Origin of the sequence: Corynebacterium lipophiloflavum DSM 44291, from assembly GCF_000159635.1 — a bacterium.
Taxonomy (GTDB): Bacteria; Actinomycetota; Actinomycetes; order Mycobacteriales; family Mycobacteriaceae; genus Corynebacterium; species Corynebacterium lipophiloflavum.
Genome location: NZ_GG667192.1, coordinates 436,005 through 459,799, shown reverse-complemented (window position 1 = coordinate 459,799; position 23,795 = coordinate 436,005). Strand labels below are relative to the sequence as shown.

The window sequence follows — 23,795 nt, the reverse complement described above, 5'->3', positions numbered from 1 at the left end:
ACCGGCGGCTGATGGTTTCGGCGCAGCGGGCTTGGCGCCGCCCGGCTTGGGCGCGCCAGGCTTCTGGGCCTTGTCGGCGTCCGCTCCGTAGAACGCCTTCATCTTCTTCACCACCGGCGGTTCGATGGTGGATGATGCGGTTTTGACAAACTCGCCCTGGTCTTTCAGGGTTGCGAGCAGTTCCTTACTTGTTACTCCGAGCTGTTTCGCCAGTTCGTGAACACGTAGCTTTCCGGGCACTTGTCTCCTCAGTGTTGTTACTAGGAGCCAGTGCCGGTGCGCCATCGAAATGGCGGCTACTGACCCCTAGAGGTTGTCATCGACTTTCATCGCTGATGCTGCTTCATGGTTGCGTACTCATCAGTGTTCGGTCTTCCTATCCTTATGTGGGTCGTTCGCGCGGTCCGCGAGGTACGCACTAACATGGCCTAAATCCACGGGGGTGGTCACGCGTAGCGCTCGGGCAAACGCCTTTCGCCGCTCCGCGAGCTCGAATGCCTCCAGTGTCGGGGTGATCCACGCCCCCCTTCCGGGGAGCGTGGCAGACGGATCCGCCAGGATCCGGCCGGACCCGTTCGGGTCGGCCACCACGCGGAGCAGTTCGGTGCGGGGTCGTGCATCGCGCGTGGCGATGCAGGTCCGGATGGGCACCGTGCGCTGCGTCATCCTCGCCTTGTCCTTACATCCGATGTGCCCGCAACTGGGGTGCGGTTTTAAGCCATGGTCAACTTTACGCCACAGCGGGCGAAAATAGTACTTACGCCCGCCCCAGGGGTTTCGCCCCTAGGATTGCTCAGTGTCGGCGGCAGCGTCGGCGGCGTCGGAGTGAATGTCAATCTTCCACCCGGTCAGGCGCGCGGCGAGGCGAGCATTTTGACCTTCCTTGCCGATTGCCAGCGAAAGCTGGTAGTCCGGCACGGTCACCCGCGCGGCCTGCCCCTCGAGGTCGAGCACCTCGACGCGCACGACCTTCGACGGCGCGAGCGAATTGCCGACGTACTTCGCGGGGTCCGCAGAGTATTCGATGATATCGATCTTTTCCCCGCCGAGCTGCTGCATGATGTTGGTCACGCGCGCTCCGCGCGGTCCAATGCACGCACCTTTGGCGTTAACACCCTTGACCTTGGCCTGGACGGCCACCTTCGAGCGGTGGCCCGCCTCGCGAGCGATCGCGACGATCTCGACGGTGCCATCGGCAACCTCGGGGACCTCAAGCGCGAACAGGCCGCGCACCAGCTCCGGGTGGGTCCGGGACAGGTTGACCTGCACCTTCCGCTCGCCCTTATTGACCCCCACGACGAAGGCCTTGATGCGGTCGCCATGCTTGAGTTTCTCACCGGGGATTTGCTCCGCCGGCAGCAGGATGCCGTCCTGGGGGTCGGCCTCCGTGCCGAGTTCGACGACGATGAGCCCACGCGCCTCAGCGTTGGCATCGCGCTGGACGACGCCCGACACAACCTGGCCCTCGAATTCGGAGTATTCGCTAAATACGCGGCCGGCCTCGGCTTCGCGCACGCGCTTCTTGATCGCGTCGAGCACCGTCGGCGCGCCGATGCGGGAGAAGTTCACCGGGGTGTCGTCGTACTCGGAGACGACCGCGCCGTCGTCGTCTACCTCGCTGACCAGCACGGAGACATCGCCGGTGTCGGCGTCGATCTCAACTCGCGCCCTGTGGCCCTCCGCGGGCGGGGCCTCACGGTAATCGCGGTACACCGACAGCAGGGCCCCGGCGATGGTCTCGAGCAGGTCGTCGACATCGATGCCGTGCTCGGTGGAAATTGCCTTCAGGGCGTTGAGGTCAATATTCACTTGTTGCCTTTCAGTCGGCCGCGCGCTCCGCGGCCTGGTCGAACGAGAGCTCCGCCAGCTGCAGCTGCGCGGAGGGGGGTGTGTTGAATTCAATTTCTACCACCGCGGGACCCAATCCCGAAACCGGGCGCACCTCGGCCCGCGGCGATTTCGTCTCGGTGGCGATGAGCACCACGTGTTCCTCTGCCGCGTCGAGAGCGCCGATGCGAAACTTCTCTTCGCCGACAGTGACGAGGCGGCCGCGGTTGCGCCGCCAGTGACGAGGCTCGGTCAGCGGCAGGTCGACACCGGGGGTTGTCACCTCGAGGGTGTAGCCCGCTCCGAAGTTGATGTCGCCTGCGTTCTCGCGGGCGTCGAAAAGCTCGCTGAGCTCGTTGCTCACGGCCTCGAGCTCGTCGAGGGTGGGGTGCGCGTCCGAGTCAAGCGCGATGACAACCTGCGATTTCTTCCCGGCGGCGACGGTGCGCACCTTCTCCACGTCCATCCCGTGCGCCGCGGCGATGGGCTCAATCAGCCTGGTCAGTTCGTCGACTCCTGGAAATGCCATGCGCTCTAGCCTATCGTGTAGCGTTTTCGAGGTGAAAAGACTGCTCGTGATCCTGCCCGCCGCTGCGCTTGTGACCTCGTGCACCGTCATGGACGTCGTCGGGCCGCGCGCGAACAGCGAGATCATGGCGCTGGCACGGCAGGCGAGCGCGGATCAGGTTTCGCTTGACGACGCCGCCGCGTCCGAACTGCGCGCATCCCAGTCTTCCCAGCTAGTCGCCGAAGCCGAGCGGCTCTGCGGCACCGATGACACCGGCAGGCCGCCGTCGTCCTGCAACGTGGATTACGCAGATGGAGATCTCCCCGCCGGTTCGGCCGACGTCGACGCGATGATCGACCAGGTCCGCGCCGCGACCGTGGCGGCCGCGGGCCAGCTCCCCGAGGATTCGGTGGACCTCGTGGTATCCCAGGCCATCGATGCGGTCGCGCTCGCCCCCGTCGACGTCGAAAGCATCGCGCTTGACGACGCCCCGGCAGCCGATCTCGACTCCGCCCGCGACCTACTGCGCCGCGAGTACGCGCTTGAGTACGGCATAGGGCTCGCCACCGCCTGGGCCGACGACGCGCTGCTCGCGCGTATCGACGACCTGCGCCGCGCCTCCGACGCCCGCCGCGAAGCCCTCACGGCCGCGCTCCAACCGACGGGCGAGGTTCCGCAGCCGCTGGCCGGGTACGAACTTTCCGAAAGCGGCACCCCCACCGACTCGGCCTCCGCCGCCGCTTTGGTGCAACGCCTCAACGCGGACCTGGTGACGCAGTGGCACCACGCGGCGGCGGGCGCGAAGGACGCTCAGTGGCGCGACGCCGCCATCCGGCTCGCAGCCCACGCCCAACGGGGGTGAGCTGTCGCGGTGATCTTGTATATTCCGTGTGTGAGCCCACAACGTATTAGACACCTGCGATGGATAGCGCTGGCGATCATCGCCGTCGCGGCGATTCTCATCAGCCTCGGCCCAATCGATTCACCCAACTCCCCCACGGCCACGCTGCCGGATGGATTCGACTCCACCGAGGTCGCAGCGCAACGCGCCGCCGGTGAGGGGGAAGGTTCCTCCGCGGCCGTCGTGCTGTACACGGGCCTCAGCCCGGAAACGCTGCCGCAACTGCAGGGCAAGGCCGAAGAACTCGGCGGGCCGTTGATCCCGAACGAAGCCCTCGACGCCGCGATCGTTCCCGTCGAGGTCACCTCGGAGTCGCTGACCGACAACGTCGACGTCGTCGAGAACCTGCGTACAACGGCGGCCGCCGGGATTCCGGGCGGCGTCACAGCCCAGGTCACCGGCCCCGCCGCGATTGAAGCCGACCTGTCTGGGGTGTTCTCCGGCGCCAACGTCACCCTGCTCGCGGTCACCGCGATCATCGTCGCGGTGTTGCTGGTGGCTACCTACCGCTCCCCCATCTTGTGGATCATCCCGCTGCTGGTCATCGGCCTCGCAGACCGCCTGGTCGCAACGACGTACCCCCGCGTGCTCGACGCAGTGGGCATGCAGTGGAATGAATCCACCGGCGGCATCCTCTCCGTTCTCGTCTTCGGCGCCGGAACCAACTACGCGCTGCTGCTGATCTCGCGGTACCGAGATGAGCTCACGCGCACGGAAAGCCGTTTCACGGCCATGTCCCGCGCCTGGGCCCCGACGGTGGAGACGATCGTCGCCTCCGCGGCCACGGTCGCTCTCGGCGTGTTGTGCTTGCTCTTCTCGCAAACTCCCACGAACCGCGCGCTCGGTCTTTCCGCCGCCTTCGGCGTCGGTGTCGCACTGTTTTTCGGGGCGTTCGTTCTACCAGGCATCCTCGTCCTGTTTGGCCGGTGGATCTTCTGGCCGAAGGCCCCGCAGGTCGGCGACACCACCAACCACCGCGTCTTCGACGCCGTGGGCCGATTCGTCGCCGCCCGCCCGGCCGCCGTGCTCGGCTCCTCCCTCGTCGTTTTGGGCATCATGTGCGCGGGCGCGCTGCAGATCACCACCGGTTTGACGCAGTCCGACCAGTTCATCGACACCCCCGAATCCATCACGGCCGCCGACGATCTCAGCGGGGCCTTCCCCAACATGTCCGCCACACCCGCGATCGTGCTCACCCCTGACACGGCAGCCGCCACCGCCGCGCTTGAGGAAGCGGGCTTGAGCGTGATGGACTCCGGCGACGGCTCGCTGCAAGTCTCCGGCGGCGGCACCGCGGAGATCCGCGAGGCGCTCGCCGGCACAGACGCCAAGGTCGGAGGTCTCGACGCAGAGCTCTACGACACCGAGCAGGCCGCCGCCGATGACCGGATGATCATCTTCCCTGTCGTCTTGCTGCTGATCTTCATCTCACTTGTCGTTCTGCTGCGCTCACTCGTCGCCCCCGTGGTCATGACCGCCTCGGTGCTTCTGACAAACGTCGCGGCCCTGGGCATCGGGTGGTGGGTGTCGCACTACATCTTCGGCTTCGAGCGCTTCGATTCCACCACCCCGCTCTACGCATTCGTCTTCCTCGTGGCCCTGGGCATCGACTACACCATCTTCCTGGTCACCCGGGCGCGCGAGGATTCCGCAGACGTCGGCACGCGCCGAGGAATCCTCACCGCTTTGTCGACAACGGGCGGCGTGATCACCTCGGCGGGTATCTTGCTCGCGGCGGTCTTCGCGGCCCTCGGCGTGCTTCCCCTGGTGGCACTCGCGCAGATCGGCATCGTGATCTGTCTCGGCGTTCTGCTCGACACCCTGATCGTGCGCAGCTTGATCGTCCCGTCGGTCGTCGAGCTGCTCGGGGACAAGTTCTGGTGGCCGCTTAAGCCCGGGAGGCGTTAGCCGGCCGCGACGAGCTCGCGCACCTTGGCGACGACCTCCGCGCTCGCCACCTCAAGGGTTTCGCCGCCGCGGATGCGCAGTTCCACGATGCCCTCCGCGAAGGAGCGGCCGAGGATGACGATAAACGGCATGCCGAGTAGCTCGGCGTCCTTGAACTTCACACCGGGCGACGTCTTGGGGCGGTCGTCGAAAAGCACCTCGAGGCCGGCCGCGTCGAGCTCACCGGCGATGTCCTCGCCCGCCTGCAGAGCCGCGGCGTCCTTGTTGGCCACCACCACGTGGACCTGGTACGGGGCGATCGCGACCGGCCACACGAGGCCCTTCTCGTCGTGTCGCTGCTCGGCCACGACGGCCATCATGCGGGAGACACCGATGCCGTAGGAACCCATGGTGGGCACGGCGCGCTTCCCGCCCTCGTCGAGAATCTGGACGTCCATTGCTTCGGTGTACTTGCGGCCCAGCTGGAAGATGTGGCCCAGCTCGATGCCGCGCGCGAGCTTGACCGTGCCGTTGCCTGTCGGTGACGGGTCACCCTCGCGCACCTCGGCGGCCTCGATGAAGCCGTCGACATTGAAGTCGCGCCCGGCGACGAGCCCGACCACGTGGCGCTGGTCCTCGTCCGCGCCCGTGATCCAGGACGATCCGTCAACAACGCGCGGATCGGCGTAGACCGGCACGTTGTTGGCGATCAGCGCCCGCGGCCCGACGTAGCCCTTGACCAGGAACGGCGCCCGGGCAAAGTCCTCCTCGCCGGCCAGCTCGAACGTCGCCGGCACCAAAGCCGCCTCGAGGCGTTTTTCATCCAGTTCGCGATCACCGGGGATGAGCACACCGGTCAGGCGCGGGCCGACGGGCGCCCCGTCATCATCCAGCACGCGGGGATCGTCCACCTTGATCATCATGCACTTGAGCGTGTCGCTGGCTTGCACCGGACGGCCGTCGACAAGCACCCCCTGCTCATTGGCCCAGTCGACCAATGCCTCGATGGTTTCCGAGCGCGGCGTGGAGTATTCCTGCGCTTCCGGCTGGCCCTCAATCGGGCGGGGCTCGGGCGCGACCGTGACCACCGCCTCGACGTTCGCCGCATAGTCGCCCGCGGTGGAGATGACGAAAGTGTCCTCGCCGCTGTCCGAGTACGCCAGAAACTCCTCGGAGGCGGAGCCGCCCATTGCGCCGGAGGTGGCCTCGCAGATCTCGTAGCGGATCCCGACGCGGTCGAAAATGCGCTGGTAGGCGGACCGGTGCTTCTGGTACGACTGCTCCAAGCCCTCGTCCGTCATGTCGAAGGAGTAGGAGTCCTTCATCACGAACTCGCGGCCGCGCAGGATGCCCGCGCGCGGGCGCGCCTCATCGCGGTACTTCGTCTGGATCTGGTACAGCGTGACCGGGAAGTCCTTGTAGGAGGAGAACATGGATTTGACCGCCACGGTGAACATCTCCTCGTGCGTCGGCCCGAGAAGCATGTCCGCGCCCTTGCGGTCTTTCAGGCGGAACAGGTCGTCGCCGTACTCTGTCCAGCGGTTCGTCTGCTCGTAGGGCTCGCGCGGCAAAAGCGCCGGGAAGAGGAGCTCCAGGGCGCCCATCGCGTCCATCTCTTCGCGAACGACCGTCTCGATCTTGCGCAGCGTGCGCAACCCCAGCGGCAGCCAGGAGTACACGCCTGGCGCGGCGCGGCGGACGTAGCCGGCGCGCACCAGCAGCTTGTGGCTGGGCACCTCGGCATCGGCCGGGTCTTCGCGCAGGGTGCGCAGGAAAAGCTCGGACAGGCGTGTGATCATGCGCAACATCTTATCCCCTAGTCTGTTGCGCATGCTGATTGTGTTGCCCCCTTCCGAAACAAAGGCCCCCGGCGGCTCCGAAGGGCCGATGAGTCTTTCGTTCCCCGCGCTCGACCCCGTGCGCAGCTCGCTTCTCGACGACCTGTCCGCGCTCACGGTCCCCGAGATGATGAAGGCGCTGAAACTGCCGGCCTCCAAATCTGCCGAGGCCACGGAAAACCGGACGTTGCGCACCGCGCCCGTCATGCCCGCGCTTGTGCGCTACACGGGCGTGCTTTACGACGCCCTCGACCCCGCCACGCTGCCCGCCGAAGCGCGGTCGCGCCTCATCATCGCCTCCGCCCTGTTCGGCCTGGTGCGCGCCGACGACATGATTCCGCGCTACCGCCTCTCTGGCGGTTCCAAGCTGCCGGCGGCTGACGGCACCCTGCCGACGATGAAGGCGCGCTGGGGGGCGTCGATAAGCGAGGTGCTCTCTGAGCTGGGCTTTATCGTGGACATGCGCTCCGGGGCGTACCTGGCCCTGGGGCCCGTGCCCGGTGCGGTGACTGTGCACGTGGAAACTGAAGTCGACGGGCAGCGCAAAGTGGTCAGCCACTTCAACAAGCACTACAAGGGAGAGCTGGCCCGCGTGCTCGCGCTCGGCCCGGACGTCTCATCCGCCGCAGAGGTTGCAGAGGTAGCGCGTGCCGCCGGGCTCACCGTTGAGGTTGATGGTGCTCAGGTGACGCTGGTGGTTGGCTGATCTCGTGCGCCAGCCTGACCTCAGCCACGAACCGGTCCGGGTGACTGAGGAGTTCCAAGGGATTGTAGCGACGCACGTGATAGGCACTGTTGAGCAGATGCTTCTCCCGCTCACGCTCCTTTCTCAGCATCTCATCCGTGCGACCGTACGTTTTCCCGTCGTACTTGACGGCGCCGTCGATCTCCACGACCACTCGCTCGCCGATCAGCAAATCGACCTCGTATCGGCCGACCCTCACATTGACGCGGATCGGCCCGATCCCCGCCTCAATGAGCAGCGCGCGGGCGTAGCTTTCGTACGGGGAGCGCACGTTACTGACCGCGTGCGCAAGTGCTGCGCGCGCCACCCCGATCCCTCTTCTCCTGCCGAGCTTACGGATCTCAAACTCGATGTTCGCCCGCGGATGCCTCCCGAGTAGCCAATCCATTGCCACGAGGCCCTCGCGAAACCCATGGCGCAGCGCAACATCAATTCCAGTGCGGATCTGCGTGGTCACGCGGACCCCGTCAACCAACGTGAACTCATCCGCGCGATACGCCCCGCGAAAATAGGTGCACCCGCGGGGCCAACTGCTATTCGACGGGCACCGCCCCGTCGCCGGCACTAGTTCAATGTCCTCGGGCGACGTCGCAATCACCGGCATTCCGTGTACCCGGGCTGCAGAGCGCCCTCCCAACGCCGCCTTCCGGACCGTCTTGCCCACGGCCCATGCCCGCAGCCATTCCCTTTCATGCCGCTCCAACTCTCCGAACGTGGAACGGTGGCACACAAACCGCGCCGAGACCCGCACCAGTTCCTCGGCCGCCATGGCCCGGAGGAGCTCGTGGTCGCAATTCTTCGTTCCGCGGGTGTCAACGAGGCTTTTCACCAGCTGCCGTTTTCGCTGAATGTCCATGACGGCAGCGTTGCCCAGATCACACGCCCCCGCTTCCCTCAGCCCGTACGCTGTGGATAACCACGGACTGTTCCACAGATTCTCGACGTTTCCGGGGCCGCGGGGAACCCGCACCCGCCCCGGCCAGTCGCACCTGTTTAGACCGGCCACACCCACCGCGCGCTTTGTACCGCGCGCTTTAACCACCACCCGCACCCGCGACCTGGGATTTTACACCAGCCCCGCCGCAAACCGCGCAGTCCCCACCGCGCAGTTCACACACACCGCCCCGACGAGCTGGTTGCGGCGCACGACGACGCGCAGTCCCCACAACGCACCGCAACCGCAACCGCAACCCCGGCCGGCCACACCCACCGCGCGCTTTGTACCGCGCGCTTTTACCACCACCCGCACCCGCGACCTGGGGTTTTACACCAGCCCCGCCGCAAACCGCGCAGTCCACACCGCGCAGTCCACACAACCCGCCGCACAACCGGAACAACCCGCCCCACCCAGCAAACGCCACCCCGATCAACCCCGCAGATTTATCAATTTATCAACCGCACACGTTTATCAATTTATCAATTGTGTAGGATGTTGCCCATGCCAAACCCGTTCCGCCCCACATTCGGTGCGAGCCCGCGAGTCTGGGCTGGCCGCGAATCCGTGATCAACGAATTCAGCCGCGCACTGCAAAACGGCCCCGGCGACCCGCACCGCAGTGTCATCATCTCCGGGTCAAGGGGAATCGGCAAGACTGTCCTCCTAACGGAGCTCGAGGACGTCGCTAAGCAGCAAGGCTGGATTGTCGTGCGCGCCTCAGGCCGCGAAGGAATGGCGGACACACTGACCAATTCCGCGATCCCGGAAACCATGGAGCAGCTGGCACCCCAGGGCGAGCGGAAGCTCACCGGGTTCACCATCGCGGGAGTCGGCGGCGTGCGCAGCGAGTTGATGGAGAACAACGCCGCCCCGCGCCTGGTCACCCGCTTGCACGAGCTCCTGGGCAAACTCCGCGGAACGGGTGTGCTGATCACCATCGACGAGGTCCAAGATGCCAACCCTGAGGAGTTGACCCAGATTGCGGTTGCCTACCAGGACCTCGTGCGCGACGATGCCGAGATCGCTCTGGCCATGGCCGGGCTTACCCAGGGGGTCAACCGTCTGCTCGACCTGCCCGGCGCGACATTTCTGCGCCGCGCGCGCCACTATGAGCTCGGCCCGCTCACGCTTGACGACGCAACCACCACCCTCCTCGACACCGCCCACCATGCGGGGCGCGAGTTCACCATTGAGGCTGCCCATACAGCGAGCCGGATCACGCAGGGCTATCCCTACCTCGTTCAACTGGTCGGCTACCTCGCATGGGAGGAGGATCCGACCGGGCCGATTGGCGTGGATTCGGTCGAGGCGGTGCGCGGGGAGGCGATCTCGCGGCTCGGAACGCAGGTACACCAGCCGTCGCTTCGCGACGTTCCCCCACGGCAGCGTGAATACCTCGATGCCATGGCACACATTGAGGCCCAGACTGGACGGGCAGAAGTTTCGGCCAAGGATTTGGCGGTGGCGTTGGGTAAGCCGTCGACAAGCTTGTCCGATACCCGCGGCAAGCTCATCGAACGGGACTTGATCCTGCCCGCGGGTTGGGGCGAAGTCACGTTCGCTCAGCCGTACCTCGGCGATTACCTGCGCAACCAGAACAAGCCGCGGCGGGTGAGTTAAGACCGCGCCCGAAGCACCGTGTAGCGTGCGTCCCGCGCCACTTCTTCCACAGCGTCAAAGCGGCGTTCCACCTCAGCGCGGTAGCGGAGGTGCGAATTGTGCACGAGGTAGAGCGACCCGCCGGGAGCGAGAAGTCGCGCGGCGGCGTCAAGCAGGTGCTGCACGAGCGTGGCGTCGACGGTGGTGCCGTCGTGAAACGGCGGGTTGAGCGCGATGGTGTCGAAGCTGGAATCGGCGAGCGCCGAGCCGGCGTCGTCCCACGTGACGTGCAGCCCGATCGCGCGGGCGGACAGCACGGCGTCAGCGTCGGAATCGGTCGCCATCACCGCGCCCTGCAAACCCCGCGAGACGGATCCGTTGCCGCAGCCAAGGTCGAGGTATCGCCCGAGGGACGCCGGCAGCGACGCGCGCAGCAGCTCGCCGCCGAGATCGGGTTTCGTGCCCGAGAAAACTCCGCCGATGGCGACGAGCTCGCGTGACGACGCCGGCGTGTACGTCACCGGCTTCGGCCCCGAGGCGACAAGGCAGCGGAATTTACCGCGGCCGAGCGAGGCGGCGACATCAGTGAAGGACTCCCCCAGCACCGTATTCATCGAGCGCGCGAGGTGCTTGTTGTTCGCCCCGAGCACCATAGTCACCTGGTCAAACCCCGCACCGGCGATGGATCGAGCAAGGTAGTCGAGCCGCCCGAGGGATTTGGGCATCTCCCCTACAGCCACAGCGCTGCCGGAAGAACCCGCCAGGTAGGCATCGAGGCGTCGGTCCCCCGCCACGAGCGCCCCAGCGTCCCCCGCCGCGCGGCAACGCACGAAGTCGGAGTCCACACACACCACGCGTTTGCCGGTGTCCACGGCCGCTGTGAGAAGGTCGCCCGTGGGGTCGTTGCAGATCATGATCGTTTCCGCCTCTGCGACGGGCGCGGTTGACCAGATCAGGCTATCGAGGCTGCGCAAGGCCCGCGACCTCCCCGATGACGTAGACGGCCGGGGCCGCCACCGCGTTGGAAGCCATCACGTCGGCAAGCTCGCAGAGCTCGCAGTAGAACGCGCGCTGGGCAGCGGTTTCGCCTTCCTGGATCACGGCGGCGGGCGTCGCGGCGTCGAGGCCTGCCGCAATGAGCGCGGAGCAGATCGCCGCGACGTTGCGCACGCCCATCACCACTACGATTGTCCCGCCTGTCCGCGCGAGCGCCTCCCAGTCCACCAACGAGGACGGGTGCCCGGGCGGCAGGTGCCCCGACACCACGGCAAACGCGTGGGTCATCCCCCGCTGTGTCACCGGGATTCCCGCGGCGGCGGGCACGGAGATCGCACTGGTCACGCCCGGGACCACGGTGCAGCTCACACCCGCTGCCGCGCACGCGGCAAGCTCCTCGAAGCCCCGGCCGAAGACGTAGGGGTCGCCGCCTTTGAGCCGGACCACGCGGCGCCCCGCCTGCGCGTGCTGGACGGTCAGCTCGTTGATGCGCTCCTGCGCGACTTGCTTGCCGTAGGGCAGCTTGGAGACGTCGATAATCTCCTTGCGCGAAATGTCCAGAAATTCCTCGAGCTGGGAGGCGGGGCCGAGGTGGTCGGTGAGGATGACGTCGGCCGCCTCAAGCGCGCGCAACCCGCGCACCGTCAGCAGGTCCCAGTCGCCCGGCCCGCCGCCGACGAGGGTGACTTCTCCGTAACTCATGGCCTCCAAGTCTAGGGTGGGATCATGTCCACACCCACTCTTGCCCACACCTTCGCCGAGTCTCTGCCCGAGATGGCCGTGCCCGCGCGCGCCGCTGAGTTCCCCGATCCGCAGGTGGTCGTGCTCAACGCCCCGCTGGCCCGCGAGCTCGGGCTCGACCCCGAGTGGTTGCGCTCGGCGGAAGGCACCGCCTGGCTCGCGGGCGCGGCCGGCGGCCACGCAACCGCATATGCGGGCCACCAGTTCGGCCAGTTCGTGGGCCTGCTTGGCGACGGCCGCGCCCTGCTGCTCGGCGACATCGACGGGCGCGAAATCCAGCTGAAGGGCTCCGGGCCCACCCCGTTTAGCCGGCCGGGATCCGACGGCGTTGGCGCCATCGGGCCCATGCTGCGCGAGTACGCGGTCAGCGAGTTCATGCATGCGGTCGGGGTGGCGTCGACACGCTCGCTCGCAGTTCTAAGCACCGGCGAGCGCGTGCTGCGCCAGCAGGGCTACGTCCCGGGCGGCATCGTCGTGCGCGTCGCCAACTCGCACTTGCGGGTCGGTTCCGTGCAGTACGCAGCCACCCAGTCCGAGGAGCTCACCGCGAAAGTCGTCGCAGCCGCGGGCTTTTCGACGCCCACCAAACTGCTCCGGGAGGTCATGGACCGCCAGCTCGAGCTGGTAGTGAAATGGATGCGCATCGGCTTTGTGCACGGGGTGATGAACACCGACAACACCGCCCTGTCCGGCGAAACCATCGACTACGGCCCGTGCGCCTTCACCGAGCGCTTTGCGCCCGCCGCGAAGTTCTCCTCCATCGACTCGACCGGGCGCTACGCCTTCGGCAACCAACCCAATATCATCGCCTGGAATCTCACCCGCCTCGCCGAGGCGCTGCTGCCGCTGATGGGAGAAGCGGCCGCCCGCGAGATCCTGGGCTTGATCCAGGAGCGCTGGGACCACTTTTGGCAGCTCCATTTCGCAGGGGCCGAAGAGGCGATCGCCGCAGCCGGCGACATCACGCAGTTCAACCTGGACCACGGCCTCCCAGTGGGTCGCGCGCCGATCTTCATCCCGCGCAACCACATGCTGCAGCGCGCCATCACCAGCGCCGAGCGCGACGGGGACTTGGGGCCCTATTTCGAACTCCTGCGCGCAGTAACAGACCCCTTCAACCCTGCGGCGGGGCCGGAGTGGATGAAGGGGCCGGAAGGCGACGAGCTCTTCGTCACCTACTGCGGGACTTAAGTCGTCTGGGCGCCGTCCAGCTTGAGCGCCTGCTGCGTGGTCTCCCACTGGGAGGCGTAGGCCTGCTCGTCTCGCTTGAGAGAGGTGCCGTAGGTCGGGAACATCTCGTGGAGCTGGCCCGACCAGTCGATCATGCGCTCGCCGAAGCAGCGCTCAAGCAGCTCGAGCATGGCCGCCGGGGTGATCGATGCGCCCGGGGAGGCGCCGAGGATGCCGGCGATGGTGCCGTCCTGGTCGTTGACCAGTGCGGTACCGAACTCCAGAGAGCCGAAGCTCGGCGCCGGAGCGGGCTTGATCACCTGCACGCGCTGGCCGGCAACCACGGTGTCCCAGTCCTTGCCGTCGGCGTTGGGGAAGTACTCGCGCAGGACCTCCATCCTGCCGTCGAAGTCCTTGAATACCTCCTCGACCAGGTACTTCACCAGGCCGAGGTTGGTGGCTGCGACGCCGAGGTAGGACGGGATGTTGTCGGCACGGATCGACTTGAACAGGTCGAGGTAGCTGCCTTCCTTCAAGAACTTCGGGCTCCAGCCGCCGTAGGGGCCGAACAGCAGGGACTGCTCGCCGTCGATAACGCGCAGGTCCAGGTGTGGCACGGACATCGGCGGGGCACCGACCTTGGCCTGGCCGTACACCTTGGCCTGGTGCTGCGCAACCAGCTCCGGGTTGGTGGTGCGCAGCCACATGCCGGAGATCGGGAAGCCCGCGTAGCCGCGGACCTCGGGAACGCCCGCCTTGCGCAGCAGGTCCAGCGCGTAACCGCCGGCGCCGACGAAGACGAAGCGCGCACGCACGACCTGCTTGTCGCCGGTGTGCACGTTGCGCACGGTGACTTCCCAGAACTTGCCGGCTCGCTTGAGGTTGAGCACCTCGTGGCCGTAGCGGATCGCGGTGCCCTGCTTCTCGGCGTCGTCGAGGAACTGCTTGGTCAGCGCACCGTAATTGATGTCGGTGCCAGCATCGGTCCAGGAGATGGCGACGGGCTCGGCGTCGAAGTCACGGCCCTGAGCCATCAGCGGAAGTTTCTCGGCGAACTTTGCAGCGTCATCGGTGAACTGCATCTCCGGGAACATGTGGTTCGCCGACAAAATTTCGTAGCGGCGGCGCAGGTAGTCAACTTGGCTCTCACCCTGGCCGAAGGACACATGCGGCACCGGGTTGATGAAGTCGCTCGGGTCGGTCAACACGCCCTCACCCAGCTGGTGGGACCAGAACTGGCGCGACAGCTGGAACTTCTCGTTGATCGCCAGCGCCTTGGAGACATCAATCTTGCCCTTCTTCTCGGGCGTGTAGTTCAACTCGCACAGGGCCGAGTGGCCGGTGCCAGCGTTGTTCAGCGCGTACGAGGACTCCTGCGCGGGCCCGTCGAGACGCTCGTAGACAACCTGGGACCAGCTCGGCTCGAGTTGGCGGAGCAGGGCTCCAAGGGTCGCACTCATAATTCCAGCACCGATGAGCAGGACATCAGTCTCATCGCTAAACTTTTTGTTGCCTTGTTCAGACATCCGTTCATCCTCTTCGATTGTGTCAGTGGGGCGGACTCGACGCGCTCTCACAATAATGTCCCGGGATTTCGGCAGCGCCCCGCGCCCAAGTAAACGAAATTCCGGCTTAAACCACTACCTTACGCTTATCGACACTTCGACCGGTAATGTGGCTCACCCCTTAATCCAACTCTCCCACATCGTGAGACACCAATGGCCCAAGCGCTGCAGCTCGCCCGAAAAACTGCGGCGAATATGCCTAGTATGAGTGACATGCACGACAACCCCGGGAAGTTTGACCAACTGGAGTGGCACGACGATGTCCTCGGCGACGGCTACGAATCAACCACCCTCAACGTAGGCAAGGACCCCGGTGACACGGGGGAGGAAGCAGCGGTGCTTGTGCGCGCGCTTCCCGACGCCCCCACCGGCAAACCCGCCCTGCTGTGGGTGCACGGCATGTCCGATTACTTCTTCCAACAGCACGTGGCCAAGCACTACGTCGCCCAAGGTTATCCCTTCTACGCGCTCGACCTGCGCGGCTGTGGCCGCGCCCACCCGGGCAACGGCCGCTGGCATTACATCACCGACCTGCGCTTGTACTTCCCGGAACTCACGCTCGCCGCGGAGCTGATCACTTCCCGCCACGGTGAGATCATCCCCTTCGCGCACTCCACCGGCGGGCTGATCGTGCCGCTGTGGGCGGACGATGTCCGCCGCAACGATCCCCGCGTCCACGAGACGATCCGCGGGATCATCCTCAACAGCCCCTGGCTGGATATGCAGTTCTCGCGCCCGACTGTGGCGATCATGCGCCCCGTTGTCAACGCACTGGGCAAACGCTTTCCGTCGCTACCTCTGCCGAACACCGGTGTGGGCACCTACGGCCAATCCATCTCGGCCACGGCACACGGCGAGTGGACCTTTGACACCACGTTCAAACCGGTCGAGGGCCACCGCAAGTACCTCGGCTGGCTGCGCGCGGTTTTCCAGGGCCAGAAGCTCATTCACGACGGAATCGACACCGGGGTGCCCACGCTGACCCTGTGCTCGTCGCACTCGTACCTGGGCAAACCGTACTCCCCCGCCGCTGACACGGCCGACACCGTGCTCGACGTCGCCCAGATTCAGAAGTGGGCGCCCACACTCAGCGACACAAGCGAAACACAGGTGATCGAGGGCGCCCGCCACGACGTCTTCCTCTCTGAACGCCACGCGAGAGAGGCCGCCTTCGCAGCTACCGACGCCTGGCTCGACGCCCTGACCGATTCACACCCCGACATGGAGATGAACGTTTAATGAACCACACCGCAGGCATCGATGCCCACTACGACCTGATCATCATCGGCGCCGGCTCCGGTAACTCCATTCCCACGCCGGACTTCGACGACTGGTCGATCGCCATCATCGAGGAGAACAAATTCGGAGGCACCTGCATGAACGCGGGCTGCATCCCGACGAAGATGTTCGTCCTCGCCGCGGACACGGCTTTCGACGCCGCCCACGCGTCCCGCCTCGGGATCGACGCATCCTTCAACGGCGCCGACTGGAAGGCCATCACCGAGCGCATCTTCACCAACCGCATCGACCTTATCGCCGCCGGCGGGGAGGAATTCCGTCGCAGCGAGGCGAGCGCCAACGTTGATGTCTACGACCGGAGGGCGTCGTTTAGCGGGCCGAAAACCCTGGTCACGGGCCAGGGAGACGAGGAAAAGGTTATCAGCGGCGACACCATCATCATCGCTGCCGGCGCGCGCCCCTTCGTCCCCGACTGGGCGACCGGTGTTGCCTTCCACACCAGCGACGACATCATGCGCCTTGAACGCCAGCCGGAAAGCCTCACCATACTCGGCGGCGGTTTCATCGCGATGGAGTTCGCTCACATCTTCCAGTCCCTGGGCACCCACGTGCGCATTGTGAACCGCTCCCCCTTCCTGCGCAGCCTCGACAGCGACATCACCGAAGCGTTCAACGACATCGCGGATGCGACCTACGAGGTGCACAAGGGCCGCACGGTGGTCAGCGCCGCAGGCGATGAGCACGAAGCCACGCTCACGCTTGACGACGGCTCCACCGTGACGTCCGAGAAACTCCTCATCGCGATGGGCCGCGTGCCCAACGGCGACCGCCTCAACCTCGAGGCCGGGGGAATTGCCGCCAACGGAACCCAGGTTGCCGTCGACGAGTTCGGCCGCACCTCCGTTGAGGGCGTGTGGGCACTCGGCGACATCTCCTCACCGTTCCAGCTCAAGCACGTTGCGAACGCGGAAACGCGGGCGGTGCGCCACAACATTCTCAACCCCGACAACATGGTGCCCATGCCGCACGACCACGTGCCCTTCGCCGTGTTCACCCACCCGCAGATCGCCACAGTCGGGATGACCGAGCGCGAGGCCGTCGAAGCCGGTTTCGACGTGACCGTCAAGCTGCAAAACTACGGCGACGTGGCCTACGGGTGGGCGCTCGAAGACACGACGGGCGTGGTCAAGCTCGTCGCCGACCGGGCGAGCGGAAAGCTCCTCGGTGCCCACTACATGGGCCCGCAGGCGTCGACGCTGATCCAGCAGATGATAACGATTATCGCCTACGGCATTGACCTGCGCACCGTGCCCCGCGGCCAGTACTGGATCCACCCGGCACTGTCCGAGGTCACGGAGAACGCGATTTTGGGTCTGGATCTGGACTTTCCCGAGGTCTGAACCGCTGGCTAGCTGGCCGTGCTGGGCAGCGTCAGAATCTCGTTGCCGTCTTGCGTGACCAAGATGGTGTGCTCGAACTGGGCCGTGTACTTGCCGTCGTTGTTTTGCACGGTCCACCCATCGTCCCAGATGGTGTAGGCGAGGTCCCCGAGGTTGATCATCGGCTCGATGGTCAACGTCATTCCCGGCTGCAGGACATCGCGGTGGGCATCGGAGTCGTAGTGCAGCACGACGAGCCCGTTGTGGAAGGTCGTACCGATTCCGTGGCCGGTGAAGTCCGTGACCACGTTGTAGCCGAAGCGCCTGGCGTAGGACTCGATGACTCGCCCGATGACGTTGATTTCGCGGCCCGGTTTCGCCGCCTTGATCCCGCGCATCATGGCTTCCTCGGTGCGCTCGACCAAAAGGCGGTGCTCCTCGGAGACCTCACCCGCCAAAAAAGTTGCGTTGGTGTCGCCGTGGACACCGTTTTTATAGGCGGTGACATCGATGTTGACGATGTCACCGTCCTGGATCACCGTGGTATCGGGGATGCCGTGGCAGACAATTTCGTTGAGCGACACGCAGCAGGATTTGGTGTACCCGCGGTACCCCAGCGTGGACGGGTAGGCACCGTGATCGAGCATGTACTCGTGCGCGACCCGGTCAATGTGGTCGGTGGTCACTCCCGGCGCGACGGCGGCGCCCGCTGCCTGAAGAGCGTCGGCGGCGATGGTGCTCGCCTCGCGCATTTTCTCGATGGTCTCAGCGCTCTGGACGTACGGCTCGCCCACGTTTTCCTGGACCGAGTCACGCCACGCGTACTCCGGGCGCTCGATTGAATCGGGCACCGTGCGAATCGGGGTGGGTTTTCCTGGCTGGATCATTGCGCGTTGACTCATGTGAGCAATGGTAGTCCCCACTGTTTTAGACCTGGCCTCCGCCAGCCCTAGCCTGATCGATGTTGACAAGCATGCGGTCAGTTGCGGCCACGGCCGCTTGCGAACCACCGCCAAGCACGATGAGCGTGGCAAAGGCAATGTCATCGTCGGCCCGGTAGCCGGTGAACCACGCGTGCGAGCCCTGGTTAATCTCGGCCTCTCCCGTCTTGCCGCGGATGTCACCGGCCGCGCTCATCCCCGCCGCGGTGCCGCCCGGCGAGGTCACGGCCGACATCATCTGCTGCAGCTGGGCTATCGTTTCAGGCGCCGGCGCCTCGGTGGGCGTAGCCTGCGTGGTTTCCCCGTCGACGAGGTAGGGCACGGGCATCGAACCGCGCGCCGCCGTCGCCGCGACAAGCGCCATCCCAAAGGGGCTGGCAAGGTCGCGGCCCTGCCCGTAGCCGGCCTCGGTGCGGTCGAGCGGTTCCTCGCCAACCGGGATCGAGCCGGTGATGGTGTCGAGCCCGGGGATCTCCATATCCAGCCCCAGGCCGAATTGCTTGCCGACTTCCGCGAGTTGGCCCGGTTCCAGCTTGGTGGAGATATCCGCGAACGTGGTGTTGCACGAGCGCGCGAACGCCTGCTCCAGGGGCGCATTGCCGAGCGAGAAGCCCGCGTAGTTGGTCACTACCCTGCCGTAGATATTCATCGTTCCCGGACACGGGACCGTTGAAGCGGGGGTGAGCCCCTGGTTTTCGAGCCCTGCGGCGGCGGTGATGATCTTGAACGTCGATCCCGGCGGGTACTGGCCCATCGTGGCTATGTTTCCGTCGCGGTCGGCGGCCGGGGTCTGCGCCACGGCGAGCACACCGCCTGTCGAGGGTCGAATCGCAACGATCATCGCCTGCTGCCCCGCCAAGGGTTCGAGTGCTTTTTCCGCGGCGCGTTGCACGGTGTGATCCAGGCTCACCTCAACCGCCGGGGCGGGCTCGGGTTCCTGGCCGGCAATCTCTTCCAGCGCCGCGCCGTGCTGATTGACGATACTGATGTTCCAGCCCGCTGTGCCTTCGAGGTCGTCGCGCACGAGTTCCCCGACGCGCGCCATGATGTCGGGCGCAAAGGTCGGGTCCGCGTTGACCATCGCCGCCTCTTCGTTGAGGCGCACCCCGGCCACGTCGCCGAGTGCCCCCGCCACGATGGGTTGCGCAGCTTTCGGCACAACCGCGGCCGAGTACGTGCCTGATGCCGCGCTCAGTTCGCTTTCCAGCTGCGCGGCGTCGCGCGTCGGCACGGACTCGTCCGCCCGGTGTGCTTCGGCCAGCGTCGTCGAGATTCGGCTCGCCGCCTCGCGTGCCGACGCCATCGCTGACGTGTCCACCAGCACCCGGTAGGCCACGCCGGGCGTAAGCAACTGCGCGCCGTCAGAGGAGACCACGCTCGCCTGCTGCGCTTCAACGGCGCGCAGTTCCAAGTGCTGGTGAGCTCCGAGCCGCGGATGCAGCACGGAGGGTTGCCACCGCACGGTCCACTCGCCGCCGGTCTGGGTCAGGGTCATCTGCGCGTCGTAGGCGAAGCTGCGCTGCCTGGGCAGGACCCAGTCGACCGTGTAGGTCGCCGTCGCCACATTGTCCTGCTGGGTGACCTCCCGCAGGGTGATGTCAGCGCCCTGCGCCTGAAGGCCGTCCCACGTTGAGCTGATGGAGTCGGTCGCGGTGGTGGGGTCGTCGACAAGCTCGCTGAGCGCCTCGTAGTCTTGCCCGGCGATCGCCTCCACGAACGAGGCCGCGGTCGGCTCGGCGTCGTTGGGTCGTGGAGTGCATGCCGAGAGCGCACCGCAACACATTGCCGCCACGGCGAGCAGCGAGGCGAGGCGATTCATGGTTGAAAAAGCTACAGCGCCGGAAACCACTTCCGGCGCTGCCACGCTACAATGAGCGATTGTCTAGCGGGTAACCTTGACCTCCGCCTTCGCGCCCGCGATCTCCTCGAGGCCCTCCTCCTCGGCGATACGCATGGCGTGGGCGATGAGTGTCTCCACGATCTTGGACTCCGGGACGGTCTCGACGACCTCGCCCTTGACAAAGATCTGGCCCTTGCCGTTGCCCGAGGCGACGCCCAAGTCCGCGTCGCGCGCCTCGCCGGGACCGTTGACAACGCAGCCCATCACGGCAACGCGCAGCGGGAACTCCATGCCCTCCAGGCCCGCGGTGACCTCCTCGGCAAGCGTGTACACATCGACCTGGGCGCGGCCGCACGAGGGGCAGGAAACGATCTCGAGCTTGCGCGGGCGCAGGTTCAGCGACTGCAGGATCTGGTCGCCGACTTTGATCTCCTCCACCGGATCCGCCGACAGGGATACGCGAATCGTGTCGCCGATGCCCTGCGACAGCAAAGCGCCGAAAGCAACGGACGACTTGATCGTGCCCATCATCAGCGGGCCCGCCTCGGTCACGCCGAGGTGCAGCGGGTAGTCAGTGGCCTCCGCGAGCTGGCGGTACGCCTCAACCATGAGCACCGGGTCGGAGTGCTTCACCGAGATCGCGATGTCGCCGTAGCCATACTCCTCGAACAATCCGGCCTCGTAGATGGCCGATTCCACCAGCGCCTCCGGGGTGGCCTTGCCGTACTTCTCCAAGAGGCGCTTGTCCAGGGAGCCGCCGTTGACGCCGATGCGGATCGGAATGCCCGCATCCCCCGCCGCCTTGGCCACCTCCTTGACACGGCCGTCGAACTCTTTGATGTTGCCCGGGTTGACGCGCACGGCGGCGCAGCCCGCGTCGATGGCGGCGAAGATGTACTTCGGCTGGAAGTGAATGTCCGCAATAACCGGAATCGGGGACTTGGCCGCGATCGCCGGCAACGCCTCAGCGTCCACTGTCTTCGGGCAGGCCACACGGACGATGTCGCATCCCGAGGTGGCCAGCTGCGCGATCTGCTGCAGGGTGGCGTTGATGTCATGAGTCTTGGTGGTGGTCATCGACTGCACCGTGATCGGGTAATCGGAGCCCACCCCGACCTTGCCCACCATCAGCTGGCGTGTTTTGCGACGCGGCGCGAGGGTGGGGGGCGGACCTTCAGGGAGACCAAGACCGATAGGCATGTTCATGTTCGCCTACTCTAGCACCGCTACCCGAATAGCCGGACTGGGTTGACCACGTCCGCAACCATGACGAACACACCCACGACAAGCAGCAGGCTGGCCATGAAGTACGTCACCGGCATCAGCTTGTCGTAGTTCACCGGGCCGCCCGGCCCGAGGCCGCGCACGCGGCGGACAAGGTCGCGGAGTTTCTCCCAAAAAATCACCGCGATGTGCCCGCCGTCGAGAGGCGGCAGCGGAATCAAGTTAAACAGGGCAAGAAAAAGGTTCAGGGAGGCGAGCATCATCCAGAAGACCTCCCACATGCTGCGCTCGACCAGCTCGCCGCCGGCCCGCGACGCTCCGATCACGCTGACGGGGCCGGTGACGTCGCGCTCGGCACCGAAGATGGAGGCCACCACGCCCGGGATCTTGGCCGGGAAAGCGAGAATGCCCTCGACGGTGGCGCGCATCATCTGGCCGGTAAACGTCAGCGTCGCCGGCACTGCCTCGAGCGGGCCGAAGGAGGCCATGGGGTTTTCCACCGGGGCGTTGGCCAGCCCGATCGCACCCGCGGCAAACGACTCACCGGTCGTCGGGCTGAGCCGCTGCACGGCGTCGAGCTCGACCGGAACGGATAGCCGCTCGTCGCCGCGGCGCAGTTCGAGGGTGACGGTCTCGCCCGGCCGCTGGATCACGTAATCACGCAGCTCGGCGAACGTATCCACTCGGCGACCGTCGACGCCGACGAGTTGGTCGCCGACGCGCACCCCGGCGCGCGCCGCTGGCCCCTCTCCCGTGCATTGCGCAAGCGTTTGGGCGTCGATCTGGTCGGCGGTGCACGTCAGTTCGCCGACGCGCGGGGTGCGGTCCGCGTACGGGTTGGGAATCGCCGCGAAGACGGCGACGAAATAGGTGATCACCACCGCGATGAGAATGTTGGCTATCACCCCGCCCGACATCACGGCCACTCGCTGCCACCAGGGCTTGGCGTACATGGCCAAGGGACGCTCCTCGGGGGTGAGCGGCTCGGCGGCCGTCATCCCGGCAATGTCGCAGAACCCGCCGAGGGGCAGGGCGGCGATGCCGTACTCGGTGTGCCCGCGCTTGACCGACCACAGCGTCGGGCCGAAGCCGATGAAGTAGCGTCGCACGCGCATCCCGAAGGCGCGGGCCGTGAACATGTGGCCCGCCTCGTGCAGCGCGATGGACACCGCGATGCCGATGGCAAAAATGATGATGCCGATGATGCCCACTAGCGTCGGCTTCCCTCGCTCAGCGCAGCGACCCGGGTGGTTGCGCGGCGGCGCGCCTCGGACTCGATGGCGATCACATCATCGAAGGTCGCCTCCCGGTCCGACGGGTAGTTGGCAAACTCAGTAGCGCCATCGAGCACGTCGGCGATGACATCGACAATCTGTGGGAAGCGGATGCGCCCCTCTAAAAACGCCGCCGCGGCCTCCTCGTTGGCCGCGTTGTACACCGCGGGATATCCCTGGCCCGCCTCTGCGACCTGACGCGCGAGGCGAACGGCCGGAAACGCCGTGTCGTCGAGGGGTTCGAACGTCCACTCCATCGCATCGGCGAAGTCGAGCGCGGCCTGCGCCCCCTCGACGCGCTCGGGCCAGGCTAGCGCGTGGGAGATCGGCAGCTTCATCGACGGCGGCGAGGCTTGGGCGATCGTCGCGCCATCGACGTAGGTGACCATGGAGTGGATGATGGACTGCGGGTGCACGGTGACGTCGATAAGCGAAGGCGCGATGTCGAACATCAGCGATGCCTCGATGAGCTCGAGGCCCTTGTTCACTAAAGTCGCCGAGTTCAGTGTGTTCATCTGCCCCATCGACCACGTTGGGTGCGCCGCCGCCTGCTCGGGCGTGACATCCCACATCTGCTCGCGCGTGTGGCCGCGGAACGGCCCGCCGGAGGCGGTGAGCACAAAGCGCGCAACCTCGCCGCGGGTTCCGGAGCGTAGGCACTGGGCCATGGCGGAATGCTCCGAGTCCACGGGCACGATCTGGCCGGGCGCGGCGCGGCGCGTGACAATTTCCCCGCCCGCCACCAGCGACTCCTTGTTCGCCAGGGCGAGGGTCGCCCCCGTGTCGATCACCGCCAGCGTCGACGCGAGCCCGCGCGATCCGACGAGCGCGTTGAGCACGGTATCCGCGGGCTGCGAGCGCACGAGCTGCTCGGCATCCGTCGCCACGTCCCCGCCGAGTGCCGCAGACACCTCGCGCGCGGCCTCGGGCTTCGCCACTGCCACCTGCGAGGGTTTCAGCCCCAGCTCCCGCGCCTGCTTGACGACGGCCTCCGGATCGCTACCCCCCGCCGCAATGCCAACGACCCGAAACGTGTCGGGGTTGTCCGCAATCACCTCTAAGGCCTGCGTGCCAATGGAGCCGGTCGAGCCTAAAATGACGACCTGTTTTATCGAACCCATAATGAGACATTGTGGCAAACAACGCACGATTTAGGGGTATTCAATCGCCAACTCCAACCTCCT

21 protein-coding genes are annotated in these 23,795 nt (G+C 66.1%); 7 read left to right on the top strand and 14 right to left on the bottom strand.

The features are described 5' to 3' along the window. The 4 genes from HMPREF0298_RS12685 to rimP form a co-directional block, all read right to left on the bottom strand. Nucleotides 1-240 (bottom strand): translation initiation factor IF-2 N-terminal domain-containing protein (locus HMPREF0298_RS12685; RefSeq protein ID WP_006840091.1); only part of this gene is annotated, 240 nt, incomplete at its 3' end. A 120-nt stretch (nucleotides 241-360) separates the two neighbouring features. Continuing rightward, the gene (locus HMPREF0298_RS05300; protein ID WP_006840090.1) at nucleotides 361-666 is read right to left on the bottom strand and encodes a YlxR family protein; all 306 of its coding nucleotides are present in this window, start codon (nucleotides 664-666) and stop codon (nucleotides 361-363) included. Between the two features lie 117 nt (nucleotides 667-783). Next, nucleotides 784-1,809: a transcription termination factor NusA gene (gene nusA, locus HMPREF0298_RS05295; RefSeq protein WP_006840089.1), complete on the bottom strand. Its 1,026-nt coding sequence runs from the start codon at nucleotides 1,807-1,809 to the stop codon at nucleotides 784-786. 10 nt (nucleotides 1,810-1,819) lie between these two features. Beyond that, on the bottom strand, nucleotides 1,820-2,356 hold the full coding sequence (gene rimP, locus HMPREF0298_RS05290; protein WP_040422541.1) for a ribosome maturation factor RimP: 537 nt from the start codon (nucleotides 2,354-2,356) through the stop codon (nucleotides 1,820-1,822). Nucleotides 2,357-2,387: 31 nt separating this feature from the next. Here rimP and HMPREF0298_RS05285 point away from each other — a divergent pair, with 31 nt between their 5' ends. Both HMPREF0298_RS05285 and HMPREF0298_RS05280 read left to right on the top strand, forming a co-directional pair. Further along, nucleotides 2,388-3,197 (top strand): DUF4439 domain-containing protein, encoded by an 810-nt coding sequence (locus HMPREF0298_RS05285; RefSeq protein ID WP_245527445.1) that lies wholly within the window; start codon nucleotides 2,388-2,390, stop codon nucleotides 3,195-3,197. A gap of 30 nt (nucleotides 3,198-3,227) precedes the next feature. Next, a complete protein-coding gene (locus HMPREF0298_RS05280; RefSeq protein ID WP_040422540.1) occupies nucleotides 3,228-5,144 on the top strand; it encodes an MMPL family transporter in 1,917 nt (638 codons plus the stop codon). Here the strand turns inward: HMPREF0298_RS05280 and HMPREF0298_RS05275 are convergent. Next, nucleotides 5,141-6,922 carry a proline--tRNA ligase gene (locus tag HMPREF0298_RS05275; RefSeq protein ID WP_040422721.1) on the bottom strand — a complete coding sequence of 594 codons (1,782 nt, stop codon included), beginning with the start codon at nucleotides 6,920-6,922 and terminating at the stop codon, nucleotides 5,141-5,143. The genes HMPREF0298_RS05280 and HMPREF0298_RS05275 overlap by 4 nt on opposite strands. Nucleotides 6,923-6,953: 31 nt before the next feature. Between HMPREF0298_RS05275 and yaaA the strand changes: the two genes are divergently transcribed. Next, on the top strand, nucleotides 6,954-7,667 hold the full coding sequence (gene yaaA, locus HMPREF0298_RS05270) for a peroxide stress protein YaaA (RefSeq protein WP_006840084.1): 714 nt from the start codon (nucleotides 6,954-6,956) through the stop codon (nucleotides 7,665-7,667). Here the strand turns inward: yaaA and HMPREF0298_RS05265 are convergent. Next, nucleotides 7,621-8,562, bottom strand: a complete 942-nt coding sequence (locus tag HMPREF0298_RS05265; protein ID WP_040422539.1) for a hypothetical protein — start codon at nucleotides 8,560-8,562, stop codon at nucleotides 7,621-7,623. The genes yaaA and HMPREF0298_RS05265 overlap by 47 nt on opposite strands. A 573-nt stretch (nucleotides 8,563-9,135) precedes the next feature. Here HMPREF0298_RS05265 and HMPREF0298_RS05260 point away from each other — a divergent pair. Then, a complete protein-coding gene (locus tag HMPREF0298_RS05260; RefSeq protein ID WP_006840082.1) occupies nucleotides 9,136-10,263 on the top strand; it encodes an ATP-binding protein in 1,128 nt (375 codons plus the stop codon). On the opposite strand, the gene HMPREF0298_RS05255 is transcribed toward HMPREF0298_RS05260, so the two are convergent. Then, nucleotides 10,260-11,216 carry a class I SAM-dependent methyltransferase gene (locus HMPREF0298_RS05255; protein ID WP_006840081.1) on the bottom strand — a complete coding sequence of 319 codons (957 nt, stop codon included), beginning with the start codon at nucleotides 11,214-11,216 and terminating at the stop codon, nucleotides 10,260-10,262. The genes HMPREF0298_RS05260 and HMPREF0298_RS05255 overlap by 4 nt on opposite strands. Continuing rightward, nucleotides 11,200-11,940: a uroporphyrinogen-III C-methyltransferase gene (gene cobA, locus HMPREF0298_RS05250; protein WP_006840080.1), complete on the bottom strand. Its 741-nt coding sequence runs from the start codon at nucleotides 11,938-11,940 to the stop codon at nucleotides 11,200-11,202. Before cobA ends, HMPREF0298_RS05255 begins: the two co-directional genes overlap by 17 nt. 24 nt (nucleotides 11,941-11,964) lie before the next feature. Between cobA and HMPREF0298_RS05245 the strand changes: the two genes are divergently transcribed. Beyond that, nucleotides 11,965-13,170, top strand: a complete 1,206-nt coding sequence (locus HMPREF0298_RS05245; RefSeq protein WP_006840079.1) for a protein adenylyltransferase SelO family protein — start codon at nucleotides 11,965-11,967, stop codon at nucleotides 13,168-13,170. Here HMPREF0298_RS05245 and mqo read toward each other — a convergent pair. Then, entirely contained in the window at nucleotides 13,167-14,675 is a 1,509-nt protein-coding gene (gene mqo, locus HMPREF0298_RS05240) for a malate dehydrogenase (quinone) (RefSeq protein ID WP_006840078.1), read from the bottom strand. The two genes, HMPREF0298_RS05245 and mqo, sit on opposite strands and share 4 nt — an antisense overlap. Before the next feature lie 243 nt (nucleotides 14,676-14,918). On the opposite strand from mqo, the gene HMPREF0298_RS05235 reads away from it, so the two are divergent. Together HMPREF0298_RS05235 and mtr are read left to right on the top strand one after the other, a co-directional pair. Next, entirely contained in the window at nucleotides 14,919-15,953 is a 1,035-nt protein-coding gene (locus HMPREF0298_RS05235) for an alpha/beta hydrolase (protein WP_342610151.1), read from the top strand. Continuing rightward, nucleotides 15,953-17,353, top strand: a complete 1,401-nt coding sequence (gene mtr, locus HMPREF0298_RS05230; protein ID WP_006840076.1) for a mycothione reductase — start codon at nucleotides 15,953-15,955, stop codon at nucleotides 17,351-17,353. The genes HMPREF0298_RS05235 and mtr overlap by 1 nt, the downstream gene beginning before the upstream one ends. An 8-nt stretch (nucleotides 17,354-17,361) precedes the next feature. Here the strand turns inward: mtr and map are convergent, their stop codons facing one another. The 5 genes from map to dxr form a co-directional block, all read right to left on the bottom strand. Next, entirely contained in the window at nucleotides 17,362-18,234 is an 873-nt protein-coding gene (gene map, locus HMPREF0298_RS05225) for a type I methionyl aminopeptidase (RefSeq protein ID WP_040422537.1), read from the bottom strand. A 25-nt stretch (nucleotides 18,235-18,259) separates the two neighbouring features. Further along, nucleotides 18,260-20,092 carry a penicillin-binding transpeptidase domain-containing protein gene (locus HMPREF0298_RS05220; protein ID WP_006840074.1) on the bottom strand — a complete coding sequence of 611 codons (1,833 nt, stop codon included), beginning with the start codon at nucleotides 20,090-20,092 and terminating at the stop codon, nucleotides 18,260-18,262. Nucleotides 20,093-20,155: 63 nt separating this feature from the next. Continuing rightward, on the bottom strand, nucleotides 20,156-21,319 hold the full coding sequence (ispG, locus tag HMPREF0298_RS05215) for a flavodoxin-dependent (E)-4-hydroxy-3-methylbut-2-enyl-diphosphate synthase (RefSeq protein WP_186366479.1): 1,164 nt from the start codon (nucleotides 21,317-21,319) through the stop codon (nucleotides 20,156-20,158). Nucleotides 21,320-21,339: 20 nt separating this feature from the next. Continuing rightward, a complete protein-coding gene (locus HMPREF0298_RS05210) occupies nucleotides 21,340-22,548 on the bottom strand; it encodes a M50 family metallopeptidase (protein ID WP_006840072.1) in 1,209 nt (402 codons plus the stop codon). After that, entirely contained in the window at nucleotides 22,548-23,732 is a 1,185-nt protein-coding gene (gene dxr, locus HMPREF0298_RS05205; RefSeq protein WP_006840071.1) for a 1-deoxy-D-xylulose-5-phosphate reductoisomerase, read from the bottom strand. Before dxr ends, HMPREF0298_RS05210 begins: the two co-directional genes overlap by 1 nt. Nucleotides 23,733-23,795 lie beyond the last annotated feature (63 nt).